General features: G+C 72.9%; 12 protein-coding genes. 8 read left to right on the forward strand and 4 right to left on the reverse strand.

Features of this window, described 5'->3' with window-relative positions; all coding sequences use genetic code 11:
• Positions 1-12: 12 nt before the first annotated feature.
• Positions 13-1014 carry a hypothetical protein gene (locus AB0K05_RS17575; protein WP_148030264.1) on the reverse strand — a complete coding sequence of 334 codons (1002 nt, stop codon included), beginning with the start codon at positions 1012-1014 and terminating at the stop codon, positions 13-15.
• A 273-nt stretch (positions 1015-1287) separates the two neighbouring features.
• Between AB0K05_RS17575 and AB0K05_RS17580 the strand changes: the two genes are divergently transcribed.
• Positions 1288-2187, forward strand: coding sequence for a PAC2 family protein (locus AB0K05_RS17580; RefSeq protein WP_148030263.1), 900 nt, complete (start codon positions 1288-1290; stop codon positions 2185-2187).
• A 22-nt stretch (positions 2188-2209) separates the two neighbouring features.
• Entirely contained in the window at positions 2210-3250 is a 1041-nt protein-coding gene (locus tag AB0K05_RS17585; RefSeq protein WP_364230080.1) for a Gfo/Idh/MocA family oxidoreductase, read from the forward strand.
• On the opposite strand, the gene AB0K05_RS17590 is transcribed toward AB0K05_RS17585, so the two are convergent.
• The gene (locus tag AB0K05_RS17590) at positions 3247-4029 is read right to left on the reverse strand and encodes a tyrosine-protein phosphatase (protein WP_148030261.1); all 783 of its coding nucleotides are present in this window, start codon (positions 4027-4029) and stop codon (positions 3247-3249) included. The genes AB0K05_RS17585 and AB0K05_RS17590 overlap by 4 nt on opposite strands.
• A gap of 73 nt (positions 4030-4102) precedes the next feature.
• On the opposite strand from AB0K05_RS17590, the gene AB0K05_RS17595 reads away from it, so the two are divergent.
• Positions 4103-4972: a hypothetical protein gene (locus AB0K05_RS17595; RefSeq protein WP_148030260.1), complete on the forward strand. Its 870-nt coding sequence runs from the start codon at positions 4103-4105 to the stop codon at positions 4970-4972.
• Here AB0K05_RS17595 and AB0K05_RS17600 read toward each other — a convergent pair.
• Together AB0K05_RS17600 and AB0K05_RS17605 are read right to left on the reverse strand one after the other, a co-directional pair.
• A complete protein-coding gene (locus AB0K05_RS17600; protein ID WP_364230083.1) occupies positions 4953-7481 on the reverse strand; it encodes a tetratricopeptide repeat protein in 2529 nt (842 codons plus the stop codon). The two genes, AB0K05_RS17595 and AB0K05_RS17600, sit on opposite strands and share 20 nt — an antisense overlap.
• 55 nt (positions 7482-7536) lie before the next feature.
• On the reverse strand, positions 7537-9648 hold the full coding sequence (locus AB0K05_RS17605) for a M6 family metalloprotease domain-containing protein (RefSeq protein WP_364230085.1): 2112 nt from the start codon (positions 9646-9648) through the stop codon (positions 7537-7539).
• Between the two features lie 106 nt (positions 9649-9754).
• Here AB0K05_RS17605 and AB0K05_RS17610 point away from each other — a divergent pair, with 106 nt between their 5' ends.
• From AB0K05_RS17610 to AB0K05_RS17630, 5 genes are all read left to right on the forward strand, one after another.
• Complete coding sequence (locus tag AB0K05_RS17610; RefSeq protein WP_148030258.1) at positions 9755-10906, forward strand: PucR family transcriptional regulator; 1152 nt, start codon at positions 9755-9757, stop codon at positions 10904-10906.
• Positions 10907-11010: 104 nt separating this feature from the next.
• Positions 11011-11973, forward strand: a complete 963-nt coding sequence (locus AB0K05_RS17615; protein WP_364230087.1) for a hypothetical protein — start codon at positions 11011-11013, stop codon at positions 11971-11973.
• 222 nt (positions 11974-12195) lie between these two features.
• On the forward strand, positions 12196-13446 hold the full coding sequence (locus tag AB0K05_RS17620; protein WP_148030256.1) for an MFS transporter: 1251 nt from the start codon (positions 12196-12198) through the stop codon (positions 13444-13446).
• A 9-nt stretch (positions 13447-13455) separates the two neighbouring features.
• On the forward strand, positions 13456-15150 hold the full coding sequence (locus tag AB0K05_RS17625; RefSeq protein ID WP_364230089.1) for a gamma-glutamyltransferase: 1695 nt from the start codon (positions 13456-13458) through the stop codon (positions 15148-15150).
• Positions 15151-15173: 23 nt separating this feature from the next.
• Positions 15174-15704 (forward strand): hemerythrin domain-containing protein, encoded by a 531-nt coding sequence (locus AB0K05_RS17630; protein ID WP_148030255.1) that lies wholly within the window; start codon positions 15174-15176, stop codon positions 15702-15704.
• The last annotated feature ends 116 nt before the right edge of the window (positions 15705-15820 follow it).

Consider the following 15820-nt stretch of genomic DNA (forward strand, 5'->3'; position numbering starts at 1 on the left):
GGGGGGACCGGATCAGACGGCCTGCGGCCAGCGGGTGCCGGTCGGCCAGGCGTGCACGTAGCGCGCGCTGCCCAGCGAGAACTCGATGTGGCCGCGTACCCAGTGTTCGAGGCCCAGCACGTACTTGCGGACCGGCAGCGGCGCCCAGGTGTCGAGGCGGGCGCGCCGCTCGACGAAGGCGTCGATGGCGGCGTTGTGCATCCTGGAGACCTCGTGCAGCGCCTCCTGGAGGGTCAGCGCCCGGTGGGTGGCCAGCACGGTGACCAGGTTGTGCCGGGCCTTGTCGTTGCCGCGTTCCTTGGCGTACGAGAGCAGGTCGTTGTCCCAGCCGATGAGGTCGCAGGCGAGGTCGGACAGGGCGCGCACGTCGGGGTGGTGCCACTCCTCGGCTTCGAGGCGGTAGCCGCCGCCGACGTCGATGAGGGCGAAGCAGGTGAACGTGGCGCCGGTGATGCGCCGCATGAGGACGTAGTCCTCGGGGGTGGGGATGAGGTCGGCCTCGCGGTTGGCGGCCTCCCAGATCTGGGCGAAGAGATACTCCTTCACGGTCGTCCGCCACCGGTCGACCTGGGCGGGGGTGCCCAGCTCGGCGATGCGGTCGAGCAACTCGCGCAGGGTGACGCCGAAGGGGTCGCCGGGGGCCGGTTCCCTGCGTCTGTCGAGGACGTCGAACAGGGGCGGCAGGGCGCGGGCCAAGGCGGAGGGCCGGTGGCCCATCAGCTCCCCTTCGCAGAACGCGTCGTCGAAGGCGAACAGCCAGTTGTACCAATCGTTGATCAGTCTGAGGCTCTCGCGGGGCACGGGCGGGTTCGTCCGCGCCGCGAGCATGCCGATCTTGGAGCGGCGGAAGTGCTCGATCGCGCCGGTTCCGTCGAGCATGGACGAGGCGGCCAGCCACAGATGGCTCTCGGCGTCGACCTCGGCCGCGTGCTCGTTGATCTCGTTGGGGAAGGGGCACGGGAGCGGAGGGATGCGGAGTGGTCGCCTACCAAAGGAGTGCGCAGAAGTAGCCACCCACCCAGCATGACGAGAGAGTGTCCGAAAGGCCACACTCGGCTACCATCATGCATTTGCAGGTTATTTCATACTGTGAACCATTCGCCCCCTCCGTTGCTCAGGCCCTCCATGCCACCGGAACTGGCGGGGTCGAACAGCCTGGTGGCGGACTCTTCGGGCTCCGGGTCCCCGTCCCTGTATCCCGTTGTGTCTCGATAGGGTGCCCTGCACGGAATCGTTCCGGCTCGCCGTGGGTTCTGGATGTGAGTACCTAGGGAAAGGCTGTCCAACGTGTTCGACCCGACGGATCTATACAGGCTCGCCGAGGACCTCCCCGAGCTGACCGATCCGGTGTTGCTGTATCACTTCGACGGCTTCGTCGACGCCGGGGCCGCCGGACGGCTCGCGCTGCGCCACGTGCTGGACGAGCTGGAGCACCGGGTCGTCGCGACGTTCGACGTGGACCGGCTGCTCGACTACCGGTCCAGGCGGCCGATCATGGTGTTCGACACCGACAGGTGGGTGGAGGTCGAGACGCCGGAGCTGGTCGTCTACAGCGTGAAGGACGCGACGGGCACCCCCTTCCTGCTGATGACCGGCCCCGAGCCGGACCGCGCGTGGGAGCTGTTCATCCGGGCCGTCGGCACGCTCGCCGGCCGGTTCGGGGTGAGCAAGATGGTGACCATGCACGGCATCCCGATGGCCGTGCCGCACACCCGCCCGCTGGGCCTCACCATGCACGCCAGCCGGCCGGAGCTGATGAGCGGCAAGCCGAGCACGTTCGGCCGGGTGCAGGTGCCGGGCAGCGTGGCCGCCCTGATGGAGTTCCGGCTCGGCGCGGAGGGGCGTGACGCGATCGGCTTCGCCGTGCACGTGCCCCACTACCTGTCGCAGGCCGAGTACCCGACGGCCGCGGTCGCCGCGCTGGAGGCGGTCACCAGGAACACCGGGCTGATGTTCCCGCTCGACGCCCTGCGCGAGGCCGCGGAGCGCACGACCGTGGAGATCGAGGAGCAGATCAGCTCCTCGGCGGAGCTGTCCAGCGCGATCAGCGGGCTGGAGCAGCAGTACGACGCGTTCGCGGCCGGCGAGGAGCGCGAGAACCTGATCGCCGAGTCCATCCCGATGCCGACCGGCGACGAGCTGGCGGCGCAGTTCGAGCGGTTCCTGGCGGAGCGCGACGACGATTGATCACCCCGGGTAGCCTGGGGCGATGGACGAGATCCAGGTCGGGCTGATCGGTTACGGCACGGCGGGGGCGGTCTTCCACGCGCCGCTGATCGAGGCCACGCCCGGGCTGCGGCTGACGGCCGTGGTGACGCGCGATCCGGCCCGCCGCGACGAGGTGTCCGCCCGCTACGGCGCCGAGCCCGTCTCCGAGGCCGCGGCGCTGTGGGGCCGGTGCGACCTGGTGGTGGTCGCCTCGCCCAACCGGACGCACGCGAGCCTGGCGGCCGAGGCCCTCGACCATGGCAGGGCGGTGGTGGTCGACAAGCCGTTCGCGCGCACCGCGGAGGAGGCCCGCGCCGTCACCCGGCTGGCCGCCGCGAAGGGCCTGATGCTGACCGTCTTCCAGAACCGGCGCTGGGACGGCGACTTCCGCACCGTGCGCAGGCTGGTCGCGGAGGGCGCGCTGGGCGAGGTGCGGCGGCTGGAGTCGCGCTTCGAGCGCTGGCGGCCGTCGCCCAAGGGCGGCTGGCGCGAGACCGGCGGCCCCGGCGACGCCGCCGGGCTCCTCTACGACCTGGGCAGCCACCTGGTCGACCAGGCGCTCCAGCTGCTCGGCCCGGTCACCCACGTCTACTGCGAGAGCGACGTGCGGCGCGCGGGTGTGGCGGCCGACGACGACACGTTCGTCGCGCTGACGCACGCGGGCGGGGCGCGCTCCCACCTGTGGGTCAGCGCGGTGACCCCGAGCCTGGGGCCGCGCTTCCGCGTGCTCGGCTCGTCGGGCGCCTACCTGAAGTACGGGCTCGACGTGCAGGAGGAACGGCTGCGCGAAGGACGGTCGCCGGCCGCGGCGGGGTTCGGCGAGGAGGACGCGGACCGCTGGGGCGTGGCGGGAGCCGGCGACGACCTGCGCGAGGTGCCCACCGAACCGGGCGCCTACCTCGACTTCTACCGCGAGGTGGAGTCCGCGCTGCGCACCGGCGGGCCGCCTCCGGTGACTCCCGAGAGCGCCGTGGAGGCGCTGGCCGTGATCGAGGCGGCCCGCCGGTCGGCCGGCGAGCGGACCGTGGTGCGGGTGGGCTAGCCGCGCAGGCGGTCGTACATCGCCTGGCTGTCGTCGTCGGTCCAGCCCTGCCGCGCCAGCCAGCCGAGCGGGCCGCCGAACCTCTCGTCCAGCACGCTCAGGAACTGCTCGATGTAGCGCGGGCGCGGCATGTGGTCGTCGGCCGGGCGCGAGTCGAGGTCGTCGCGGTAGGTGGAGCTGCCGCGCAGGCGGCGCAGGATCAGCTCCAGCCGCTCCCCCGTGGCCGCGTAGTCGGCCACGATGGCCTCGCGGGTGGCGCCGGCCACCTCCAGCGCGAGCGCGCACAGCACGCCGGTGCGGTCCTTGCCCGCGGCGCAGTGCACCACGGCCGCGCCGTCGTCGCGCGCCATCGTGCGCAGCGCCCGCACCACCGCGTCGGGCCGGTCGCGCAGGTAGCCGTAGTAGAAGCCGGTGACGCGCAGCTCCACGTCGCCCTGGCGCTCGTGCCAGGGCAGCACCCGGTCGGCCTCGATGGTGTCGGCCTCGACGTCGGTGCGCCGCCCGCCCTCGGGGAAGAGCGTCAGGTGGTGATGGGTCACCTCGGGCACCTCGGCCAGCGGCCCCGGGCCCTCCAGCGTCACCTCGGGGGTCGAGCGCAGGTCGACCACGTGCCGCAGCTTGAGTTCGCCGACCAGCCGGGAGACGTCGGCGGGGGTCAGTCCCTGGAGGTTGTCCGACCGCAGGATGCGGCCGAACTGTGTGACGCCGCCGTCACGCGTCGGAATCCCGCCCAGGTCACGGACGTTGACGGCGCCGTCGAGATCGATCCATCTGCTCATCACGTTCACCCCGCCGACCCTATATGTCCCGCAAACATGAGCGGATTCGCGGTTCATAACGCAGCATGAACGTATGGATCCACGTGCTCTGCCCCCTCGGCTGGTGATCGATCCATCGCTGCCCCCGGACGTCTCCGTCGAGCTCCGGTCGAGCCCGCACGTGCTCAGACTGGCCAGGTCCGGCTGGCGGATGGCACCTCGCAACCTCACCTGGCTGTTCGTCCTGCCCGGTTTCCTGTTGCTGCTGTGGATGGTGACGGGGACCGGCGCGGTCATCACGGCGGCCGTCGGCGCCGGCCTCTTCGGACTGATCCGCTGGCTCTCCGTCGGGTCGTACAACAGGGCGACCCGCCGCAGGCTCGCCCTGGCCTACGAGTACGCCAACTACTACATCCTCCCCGAGGACCTCGACTACCCCTGCCAGGTGCTGCTGCGGCGCGCCCAGCGGGCGGCCGAGGCGATCCTCGGGTCGCAGGTGCACAGGGAAGGGCTGATCGACACCATCGACAACCGGGTGACGCTGCCGGAGGAGGTCTGGCAGATCGCGCAACGGCTGCGCAAGCTGTCGGCCATGCACGCCGAGCACGGCAAGCTGGTCCCCCGCGAGCTGCCCACGGGGCTGAAGGACGCGTTCAAGCCGTACAGCACCGCGCTGGACGCGGCCTGGACGTCGTTGTCGAAGCGGGTGCGCAACCTGGAGCAGTACGCCAAGCAGGTGGTGAAGGCCGACCGGGTGTTCCACGCGCACCGGCGGCTGGAGGCGCTGGCCGCGCGCACGCCCGACTACCAGGAGCTGATCGCCGACACGGTGCGCGACGACATGGCGCGCGCGCACCTGCGGGAGCTGACCGACCAGGCCGCACACGCGCGCAAGCTGTTCGAGGAGAGCATCCACCAGGCCAGGCAGGCGGCGGGCGAGCTGCTCAGGCCTCCGCGGCCTTGAGCAGCTCCAGCGTGCGGCGCACGCCGGCCTCGTTGCCCAGGCTGCGGTAGATGTCCCTGGCCTGGCGCAGCGGCGGCCCGGCGGCGCTCCCGGCGCCCGCGTCCAGGTGCGCCTCGCCGATGTACTGCAGGCCGCGCGCCATCCACCAGCGGTCGCCCAGCCGTTCGAAGGCGTCGACGGCGCGGCGCAGCTCGCGCTCGGCCTCCGCCACGCGGCGCAGCCTGCCGAGCACCCGGCCGACCGACAGGGCCGAGCGGGCGACGCCCCAGGAGTCGCCGAGCGCCTCCAGGATCTCCCCCGCCCGGCGGGCCACCTCCAGCTCGCGCAGGCCGCTGGACGGGTCGCCGACCTCGCCGGCGGCGCGCAGGCAGCGGGCCTCCTCCCACAGCTCGCCGCGCCGCCGGAACATCTCGGCCGCCCGGTCCAGGCTGTAGCCGGCCTTGGTGAAGGTCTCGACGGCCGCCCGCTGGTCTCCCGCCCGGTGCAGGCCGCGGGCCTGGGCGGCGAGCACCTCGCCGTACACGCGCAGCGTCTGCGCCTCGGAGTAGCGGTTGCCCTCGCGCTCGAACACCTCCAGCGCGTCCTCCAGCAGCTCCCTGGCCTCCTCGGGGCGCCGTTCCGCCAGCCGCATCTCGGCGAGGTTGCGTTGCGTACGCGCCATCCACCAGAAGTCCTCGACGCCCTTGAACGCGGTGATGGCGGCGACCAGGAACTCCTGGGCCCGGTCGAGGTGGCCGTCGCTGAACAGCGTCATGCCGATGGTGCGCAGCGCCCTGGCCGCCCACCACGTCTCGCCCAGTTCGGTGAACGCCTCCAGCGCCTGCTCGGCGTCCGCCCGGCCGCGCTCCTGGCCGCCCTGCCCGCCCCAGACGGCGGCGCGGTCCAGCGCGGCGATGGCCCGCGCGCGCCGGTCGCCGGCCCGTTCGGCGGCCTCGCAGCCGATGTCGGCGGCCTCCGCCCAGTCGGCCCAGTAGGCGCGCAGCGAGTGGCACAGCGAGCAGAACGCCCGCGACAGCCCCCACGTCAGCTCCCACAGCTCCAGCCGCCTGGCGATGCCGATCATCGCCATGAACGTGAGCCGCTCGGCGTTCAGCCAGTCGCCCGCGTGGATCTGGCCTTCGGCGGTGGAGCGGCGGCCGCCCTTGCTCCAGTCCTGCGGCCAGCGGTTCTGCGCCGCCTCCTCGGCGCGGCGGCGGTAGCCGTGCAGGACGCGCTCGACGGCGTCGCCGCGCCTGGCCGGGTCGTCGTCGCCCGCCGGCTCGGCGGCGAACAGGGCGACCAGGTCGTGCAGCCGGTAGCGCATCGAGCCGGTCAGGTCGGTGCCGGAGCACTCGGCGAGCTGGGCGTCGATCAGCGCCTCCAGCTGGTCGGCGCCGTCCAGGGTGGAGATGTCGAGCAGCTCGCCCGCCACCCAGCCGGGCACGTCGGGCGCCGAGCTGAGGGCGCTGAGCAGCCGCAGCAGCCGCCGCTGCATGCCGGTGCAGTCGTCGTAGCTGAGCTGCACCGAGGCCCGCACGCTCTTGTCCACCGTGGGCGCCAGCTCCAGCTGGTCCAGGCGGCGGCGCTCGTCGGCCAGCCGGTCGGCCATCTGCCGCAGCGTCCACTGCTCGCGGGTGGCCAGGCGGCCGCCGCAGATACCGATGGCCAGCGGCAGGTAGTCGCAGAGCCGCACGATCTCCTTGGCGGACTCCAGGTCCTCGAAGACCCGCTCGCCGCCGGCCAGCCTGGCCAGCAGTTCGACGCCGTGCGCCTCGCTGAACGGGCCGAGCCGGGTGTCGTGGGTGCCGCCGAGGAACAGCGGCTGGCGGGAGGTGACCAGCACGGCGCAGCCGCGTTCGGCCGGGATCAGCGCCTTGACCTGATCGGCGCTGTGCGCGTTGTCCAGGCCGATGAGGATCCTGCGGTCCTTGGTCCAGGTCAGCCAGAGTTTGCGCAGCTCCTCCAGCCCGCCGGGGTCGATGGCCAGCCGGACCCCGAGCGCGCGCAGGAATCCGATCAGCACCTCCTCGGGCCGTACCGGGGAGTCGACGCCGCCGCGCAGGTCGGCGTAGAGGCGGCCGTCGGGGAACGATCCGGCGACCTCCTGGCCGAACCGGGTGATCAGGGATGACTTGCCGACGCCGCCCCTGCCGTACACGGAGACCACCAGCGCCGGTGCGGGGGCCGCGGCCTTCCTGCGGGCGGCGAACACCTCGCGCAGCTCGGCCAGCGCGTCGGCGCGGCCGGTGAAGTGCTCCGGCACGGGCGGCCACTGCTCGGGCGCCCTGGAGGCGGGCTCGGCCGGTGTCACGCGGCGGGGCCGCACCTCGGTGGTGGCCCAGGTGGCCACGCCCACCAGGAGGGCGGCCGCCGCCGTGACGCCCACCTTGGCCACCGGCGGGATCTCCCACTCCAGGGCGGCCGCGAAGATGCTGGCCGCGGCGGCGGCGAAGCCCGCGGCGACCGGCGCGGCCACCCCGATCTTTCTTAACCGCCGCGGTCGCGGTTTGTCAGGCAGGTCACCTGTCATGATCGGATTCAAACCGATGGGGCACGGCTCGCGCCAGCCGTACCCCATCGTTCATTCAGACGCCCACCACGAGACACGTGGCGGTCGCGGACTTGGCCGGGTCGCTCTCCGAGGTGGCGGTGAGCTTGACCCGGGCCAGCCGGTCGCCGCCGGAGCCGCGGACGGCGTTGACGGTCACGGTGTCGTGCCCGCCGAACTCGACGGTGGCCAGCGCGTTGGGCGTCTGAGCGGTCCAGCCCTTGCCCGAGACCTCCGCGGTGAGGCGGTAGACGTCGGACTTCAGGTAGGCGCTGACGTCCTCGGGGTGCTGCCCCTGGGCGGGGGCCGACCTGCCGGTGTTGAACAGCGGGAATCTGCAGGTGGACAGGTTCTTGCCGGACGGGACGCCGGCGCCGGGCAGCAGCCGCACGCCGCGCCGCTGCGGGCCCGCGCCGTCGAGGGAGCGGATCGCCACGGTGTAGGACAGGATGCCCTTGCGGTCGCGGTGCACGTCGGTGATGTAGAAGTGCAGCCGGTTGGCCTCGTCGACGTACTCGTACTCGCTGCCGGAGTCGGTGCCGGCGTGGAAGAGCGCGTCGGACAGCTGACGGTAGTCGCCGATCGTGATCGGCACCTCGGTGCCGTCGGGCATCACGTAGTCGGTCATGCCGATGTCCTGCGGGTTGGCGTCGATCACCCACTCGAACGGTGCCCGGTCGGCGTTCTTGGTCTTGGCCAGGAGCACGCCGGAGTCGGGGGTGAACGAGTCGCTGCCCATCCGGTCGACGACCTCGACCGTGTAGTTGTCGTAGCCGCCGCCGTCGCACATCGGGTCGGTGCCGGGGTCGCAGGCGGGGCTCTTGTCACCGGTGTCGAAGGCGATGTTGATCCCGGACAGGCCCTTGTCGCCCGGCTGGACGGCGCGGGCGGTCACCTTGGCCGTGACGAGGCCGGACTCGTCCAGCGCCTCACGGGACAGGCGCAGCACGTTCCGCTCGTCCACCATCTCCAGCTTGATCTTGTTGCGGAGCATGTGCTGCGCGCCCATGGACGCGCCCGCGGTGGGCGGGATCAGCCAGCGGGAGTGCGGGCCGCCGGGCCCGTTGAAGCTGCCCCGGCTGAGCATCTCCCAGATGCCGGTGTACGCGCGCCGCGGCGGCACCCCGTACGGGTTGTTGTAGTTGTCGGCGATGCCCATGATGTGGCTCAGCTCGTGGGCGTAGACCGCCATGCCCGAGCTCTCGGCCTGCACCGAGTCGATGCCGAAGCGGGCGTTGGGCCAGAACGTGGAGCCCGCCTGCCAGGAGGTCCACTCGACGTAGCGGGTCCTGGACCAGTTGGGCAGGGCGGGGTCGTTCTCGGGGCCCCACGCGTCGGGCACGTCCTCCTTCGTGGGGAACTTCATCATGCCGAACTCCTGCCAGGTGGACGACTCGTCCTGGCCGGCGCTCACGTAGAAGACGAAGTCGAACTGGTCGGCCACCTCCTGGCCGACGTCGGCGAGCCAGGCGGCGTTGCCGTCGGTGCGCAGGTTGCGGTTGCAGGTGTCGCCGGCGGGGCAGGCGTCCCGCTGGTACTCCAGCGCGTACTCGTGGTCCTTGCCGGGCATCGTGTACGGGCCGAACCCGGTCAGATCGACGCCGTAACGCCCGCCGGAGTCCTCCATCCAGTACTCGTGGATGGTGTGGCCCTTGTTGAGGTCGTTCGGGGTGTTGAGGAAGTCCTGGTAGAACTTGGCGACCTGGTCGCGGGGCACGTCGTGGGCCTGGGCGCTGGGGTTGCCGAAGATGGTCGAGCCCTGGGGCTGGGTGACCACGAACGGCTGGTTGGGGTAGTCCAGCAGCACCAGCGCGCCCTTGAAGGTGCGCACGGAGCCCTCGGCGGAGGGGTCGTTCCAGTTGGTGCCGGGGATCTTCTTGTAGTCGGCCCACGTCATGTGGTCCGGGTTCTCCCAGTTCTGCGGGTCGATCGGCTCGAAGCCCGCCGAAGGCCGGCCGCGCAGGGCGCTGGGGTTCTCCGCGGGCGCGTCACGCTGCCAGGGCTGGGTCTGGGGCCAGTGGTCGAGCCGCCAGGGATGCTCGGGGTCGTCTGCGGGGGGTGCTGCGGAAGCGGGAGTCGCCATCAGGCTCACCGGGATCAGCACGATGGCTGACAGCACGGCTCCCAGCAGTTTCTTCGGGACAATCACGGCTCGACGGTATAGAGCATATTGACCGAGATCACCGTTCAGTTGTAGGGAAGACCTGTAGCAGCGCTTCCAACAAATGATGAAAAGTCCTGATCAAGGGGCGCCCGTGGCGGATCTTCAGCGGATCGTCGACGACCTCGCGGCCCGGCTCGGCCGCCCGCTCCTGCTGGAGGACCGGCTGCAGCGGGTCATCGCCTACAGCGAGCAGAACGGCGCCATGGACGACATCCGCCGCGACTCCATCCTGCGCCGCCGCACCACGCCGGAGGTCCGCCAGTTCCTGCGCGCCGCGGGGGTGCACGACGCGCAGGACCCGCTGCGCACGCCGGGCGCGCCGCAGCTCGGGCTGCTGCCGCGGTGGTGCGTCCCGGTACGGCACGAGGCGGCGCTGCTGGGATTCCTGTGGTTCATCGACACGGCGCCGGCCATGTCGGGCCCTCAGGTGGCCGAGGCCGCCGCGGCCGCTCCGGCGCTGGCCCTGGCGCTGTTCCACGAGAGCCTGGCCACCGGCCTGGCCTCGCACCGGGAACTGGAGGCGGTCAGCGGGCTGCTCATGGGCGAGCGGGAGGCGGCGCTCCAGCTCATCGAGGCGGGCGCGTTCCCGCAGGCGCAGCCGGTGACCGTGCTGGTGGCCAGACCGCCGGCGGGCGAGCCGGACGACGCGCTGCGCCTGGCGCTGGAGCAGGGGCTGCTGGCGCTGCGGCGGCGGCTGAGCGGGCACCACCCGCTGCATCTGGTCCGCTACGACCACGCGGCGCTGCTCGTGGCCGGCCCGCCGATCGCCGCCGACGAGGTGCACGCGGCCATGTCGGTGCCGGTCGTGGTCGGCATCGGCCGCCCGAGGCCGGCGCTGGCCGAGGCGGCCGGGTCCTACGCCGAGGCGCGGCACGCGGCGGACGTGGCCGCGCGGGTGCCGGGCCTCGGCCGTTCCGCGCTGTGGGAGCGGCTGGGCGTCTACCGGATGCTCACCCGGCTGCCCGACTCCGAGCTGCATCCCGGGCTGGAGCCCCTGCTGGGCGACACGCAGCACCTGCCGCTGCTGGAGACGCTGGAGACCTATCTGGACCTGGCGGGCAGCGCCGTCGCCACCTCGCGTGCGCTGCGGCTGCACCGGACCTCGCTGTACTACCGGCTGCGGCGCGTCGAGGAGCTGGCCCGTACCGACCTGAAGGACGGCGGAGAGCGGCTGGCGCTGCACCTGAGCCTCAAGCTGGCCCGTCTGTCAGGCCGCTACCGGCCGCGTGACGGGATCGGATGATTGCGGTGTGCACGCGCGCTCACGTTTAATGCATAAAAGGGATATTTGCCACGGGAGTATCGATGGGGGTCGTGAAGCGCGCGCGTCCGGCTCTGAACCCCCGTGTGTCCAGACCCGTGGTCCTCCATTCCGCGACGCTGGTCCTGCCCATCGCCACCGAGCCGATCAGGAACGGAGCCGTCGCCGTGCGTGGCGAGCGGGTGCTGCGCGTCGGGCCGCGCGACGAGCTGCTGGGCCGCTACCGCGTCACCGAGGAGCACCACTGGCGCGGGACGATCGTCGCCGGGCTGGTGGACGCGTACGCGTCGGGCGGCGCCCCCGGGCCGGGGGTGGTGGCCCGCGCGGCCGAGCTGGGCGACCCCGCCGCCGCTCCAGGGCCGGCCGCGAGCGTCGCGTACGTGCCCGTGACCTGCGAGTCGGAGCGGGAGTGGGAGGAGAGCCGGCGCGACGCGCTCATCACGGCCATCCGCGAGATGGACCGGCCCGTCGGCATCGCCCCGCACACGCGCGACCCGCACGTGCTGGAGGACGTGGCCCTGCTGGCCAGGACGTTCGGCCTGCGGCTGCTGGTCGACCTGGACCGCCATTCCCTCGCCGGGCTGGACGAGGCGGGCGTGCTCGGGCCGCACTGCCACGCGGCGTGCGCCCGGCCGCTGGACCCGGGCGAGCGCAAGCTGCTCAAGCTGCGGGGCACGACGGTGGCGCTGCGCCCCGGGCCGGGCGTCGACGAGTGGCCGGCGCTGGTCGAGGAGGGCATCCCGCTCGCCATCGGCACCGCGCCGGCGCACGGGGACGTGCTGGCGTGCGCGGCGGCCGTCCGGGCGCGGGTGCGGGAGCTGGGGCTGCGTCCGCGCGGGCTGGACCGCGCGCTGGTGGAGGCCGCCACGCTCGGCGGCGCCAGGGCCCTCGGCATGGCGGGCGGGCCCGGCGGCCTCGGCCGCCTGCATCACGGCGGCCGGGCCAGCTTCGCGGTGTTCGAGGCCCGCGGGCGCTATCCGTACTCCGCCCTGATGCACGGCCCCGCCTGCCTGGCCACGATCATCAGCGGCCGCGTGTACCCTGCCTGACCAGCCAGGCCACGGATTACCACTATGCCTACCTGCCCTACCCGGAGCGCAGGCGCTGCTCGGGCTCGGCGCCGAGAAGCGGTTCCCCGCCGGGCAGGTCCTGATGCAGCAGGGCTAAACCTTTCCACGGGGTGAAATAGCACACATTTCGGTCATTCCGGAATCCAGCTTTCGGAGCGGCGTGTTCCCCCCTCGGCCGCACCGTCAAATCCGGGACAAGTCTTGTCGCTCACCGCCTCTACTTTCCGTGCCCTGCGTCATCACAACTACAGGTTGTGGGCAGGGGCGGACCTCGTCTCCATCACCGGCACCTGGATGCAGGTGCTGGGCGTGAACTGGCTCGTCCTCACGATCACCGGCTCGGCCACCAGCGTGGGGCTCAGCCTGGTCATGCAGGCGCTGCCCACGCTGCTGCTCGGCATGTGGGGAGGGGCGCTGGCGGACCGGCTGCCGACCCGCCCCGTCGTGGTCGCCGCCCAGCTCGCGCAGGCCGCGCTCGCCGCCGTGCTGGCCGTGATCGCGCTGACCGGGGTGCGGTCGCCGCTGCCGATCTACGCGGTGGCGCTGGCCGGCGGGGTGGTGTCGGCCCTGGGCGGGCCGGCGCTCGGCCGGTTCGGGGCGGAGGTGGTGCCCCGGGAGGACCTGCCGAACGCGATGGCGCTCGGCTCGATCATCAACTCGGCCGGGCGCATCCTCGGCATGTCGGTGGCCGGGATGATGCTGCCCCTCACCGGGAACGCCGTGCTGTTCGCGGCGAACGCGCTCACGTTCTTCGCGGTGATCGTCGCGGTGATGCGCATGCGGTCGTCGGAGTTCCACGAGCTGGCCGCCGAGGAGCACCGGCCAGGGGCGGTGCTCGCGGGGCTGCGGTACGTGGCGCGCACCCCGTGGCTGCTCGTCCTGCTCGCGCTGTCGATCGTGCTGGGCAGTCTGGGCCGCAACTACCAGGTGACCATGGCGGCGATGAGCGCGGGCCCGCTGGCAGCGGGCGCGGGCGGGTACGGGCTGCTGTCCACGGTGTTCGCCGCCGGGACCGTCGTGGGCGGGTTCCTCGCCGCCTCGCGGCCTCGGCTGACGATCCGGCTGCTGCTGATCTCCGCGTTCGCCATCAGCGTGCTGCAGGCGCTGAGCGGCCTGATGCCGTCGCTGGCCGCCTTCGCCGCCTTCATGCTGCCCATCGCGGCCGGCGCCATCCTGGTCGACACCACGGTCTCGGCGCGGGCGCAGCTCGACAGCCCGGACGCCATGCGCGGGCGGGTGCTGGCCGCGCTGGGCATGGCCGGCGCCGCGTCGGGCGCGCTGGGCGGGCCGGTGCTGGGCTGGCTGAGCGACTCCTTCGGCCCCCGGCTGGCGCTGCAGGTGGGCGGCGTCTCCTGCGTCGTCGCGACGCTGCTGGCGGCGGCCGCGCTGGCGCGGTTCAGGAAGACCGCCACCGGCCCGGCTCCGGCGCGTGTGGCGATGGAGAACGCCTAGTCTCGACGGGTGCGAAACACCCGATACGCCCCCTCTGGGATGGTATGCAGCATCGACCATCTCGCGTCCGCCGCCGGGGTGACGGCGCTCGACCGCGGCGGTTCCGCCGCCGACGCCGCCATCGCCGCCAACGCCGTGCTCGCCGTCACCTCCCCGCACATGTGCGGGCTCGGCGGCGACCTCTTCGCCCTCGTCCACGACGGCCCCGCGTTATCCGGCCCGCGCCCTGGTCCCGTACGAGACGGCCACCCGACGGACGGCGGGCCGGTCCACGCGCCCAACGCGTCCGGCAGGTCCGGGGGCGGTGCGGACGGCGGGCCGGTTCACGCGCTCAACCTGTCCGGCAGGGCCGGGACCGGTGCGGACCGCGGGCCGGTTCACGCGCTCAACGCGTCCGGCAGGGCCGGGAGCGGTGCGGACGCCGGGCGGTTGCGTGCGGAGGGGCACCGGCGGATGCCGCACCGGCTGGACGTCAGGTCCGTGCCGGTGCCCGGCTGCGTGGACGGCTGGCTCGCGCTGCACGCCCGGTACGGCCGGCTCCCGCTGGCCGACGTGTTCGCGCCCGCCGTACGGCTGGCCCGCGACGGTTTCCCGGCCTCGCCGCTGCTGGCGCCGATGGCGCGGGAGATCGCGGACCGGCCGGACGCCGGCGACCTCGCCGAGATCCGGGCCGCCGGGGACCGGGTCCGCAGGCCGGGCGTGGCCCGCGCGCTGGAGGCGGTGGCCGAAGGCGGGCGCGCCGGGTTCTATCTGGGCGAGTTCGGCGAGGGACTGCTGGAGCTGGGGTCAGGCGAGTACACGCGGGCCGACCTGGAGCGGGACAACGCCGACTGGGTGGAACCCCTGCGGGTGCGCGCGTTCGGCCACGACGTGTGGTCCGCCCCGCCCAACTCCCAGGGTTACCTGCTGCTGCTCTCGCTGGGCATCCTGGACGGGCTGGAGCTGCCGCCCTCGACCGCGCACGCCGCCTGGGCGCACGCGCTGGCCCGGTCCGCCCGCGCCGCCGCGCACGACCGCGACGCGCTGCTGCACGAGCACGCCACCGGCCTGCTCTCCCCCGCCGAGATCGAGCGCCGCCGGGCGCTGACCGGTCGCGGGGACCTCAAGGTGCCCGCCGCCGACGGCGACACCACGTACCTCTGCGCGGTGGACGGCGACGGGCTCGCCGTCTCCCTCATCCAGTCGAACGCCTCCGGTTTCGGCAGCTTCCTGTTCGAACCCCGTACCGGCATCAACCTGCACAACCGCGGCATCGGCTTCTCGCTGGAGCCGGGCCACCCCGCCGAGTACGGCCCCGGGCGGCGGCCGCCGCACACGCTCACGCCCGCGCTCATCACCCGCCCCGACGGCTCGCTCCGCTCGGTCGCGGGCACGATGGGCGGCGACGCGCAGCCGCAGATCCTGCTCCAGATCATCACCAGGCTGCTGCGGTACGGGCAGAGCCCGGGAGAGGCGATAGCGGCGCCGCGCTGGCGGTTCGGCAGCGGCACCGGCTTCGACACCTGGCGCCGCGCCGAGGGGGCGGTGGTGGAACTGGAGGACGGCACCGGCTGGCGCGACGGGCTGGCCGCGCTCGGCCATCGGGTGTCCCCGGTGCCCGGCGGCGCGTTCGGCCACGCGCACCTCATCGACGTCCTGCCGGACGGGATGCTGGCCGGTGCGACGGACCCGCGCGCGCTGACCGGCGCGGCGATTGGGCGGTGAGGGAAGGGGTAGCCACGGACGTCATGGCAACCGACGTCATCACCCTGATCACGAATGACCACCGCAAGGTCGAGGCGCTCTTCGAGCGGCTCAAGAAGGAGGAGGGCGACCCCAAGGCGGCCGTGACCGAGTTGCACGCCCTGCTCATCGCGCACGCCCGCGCCGAGGAGGACCGGGTCTACCCGGACCTCGACGCGCACCACGGCCTGGAGGAGCACAAGGAGGCCGAGGTGCTCCTCGACGAGCTGGTGCGGTCCCGGCCCGGCACCCCCGAGTTCCGCCGGACGCTGGACAAGCTCGTCGAGTCCGTCAACCACCACGTCGAGGAGGAAGAGGGCGAACTGCTCCCGCAACTGGCCGAGCAGGCCGGCGAGAAGCGGCTGCGGGAGCTCGGCAAGGCCTTCGAGGAGCGCCGGGACGAGGAGCTGCGGGCCCTGACGGCCGGCGGCGCCACCAAGGCCGAACTGTACGAGCAGGCCCAGAAGGCGGACATCCCCGGCCGTTCCCAGATGGACAAGGAAGAACTGCAGGAAGCCGTACGCAAGACCACCTAACCCGCCGGCGGGGCGGGTCAGGCGGACCACGTCTTGAACCCGACCGGCAAGGCGGGTCAGGCCAGGCGGACCACGTCTTGAACCCGACCGGCAAGGCGGGTCAGGCCAGGCGGACG

The sequence above is a fragment of the Nonomuraea sp. NPDC049486 genome, assembly GCF_040676925.1.
GTDB classification, from domain to species: Bacteria; Actinomycetota; Actinomycetes; order Streptosporangiales; family Streptosporangiaceae; genus Nonomuraea; species Nonomuraea ferruginea.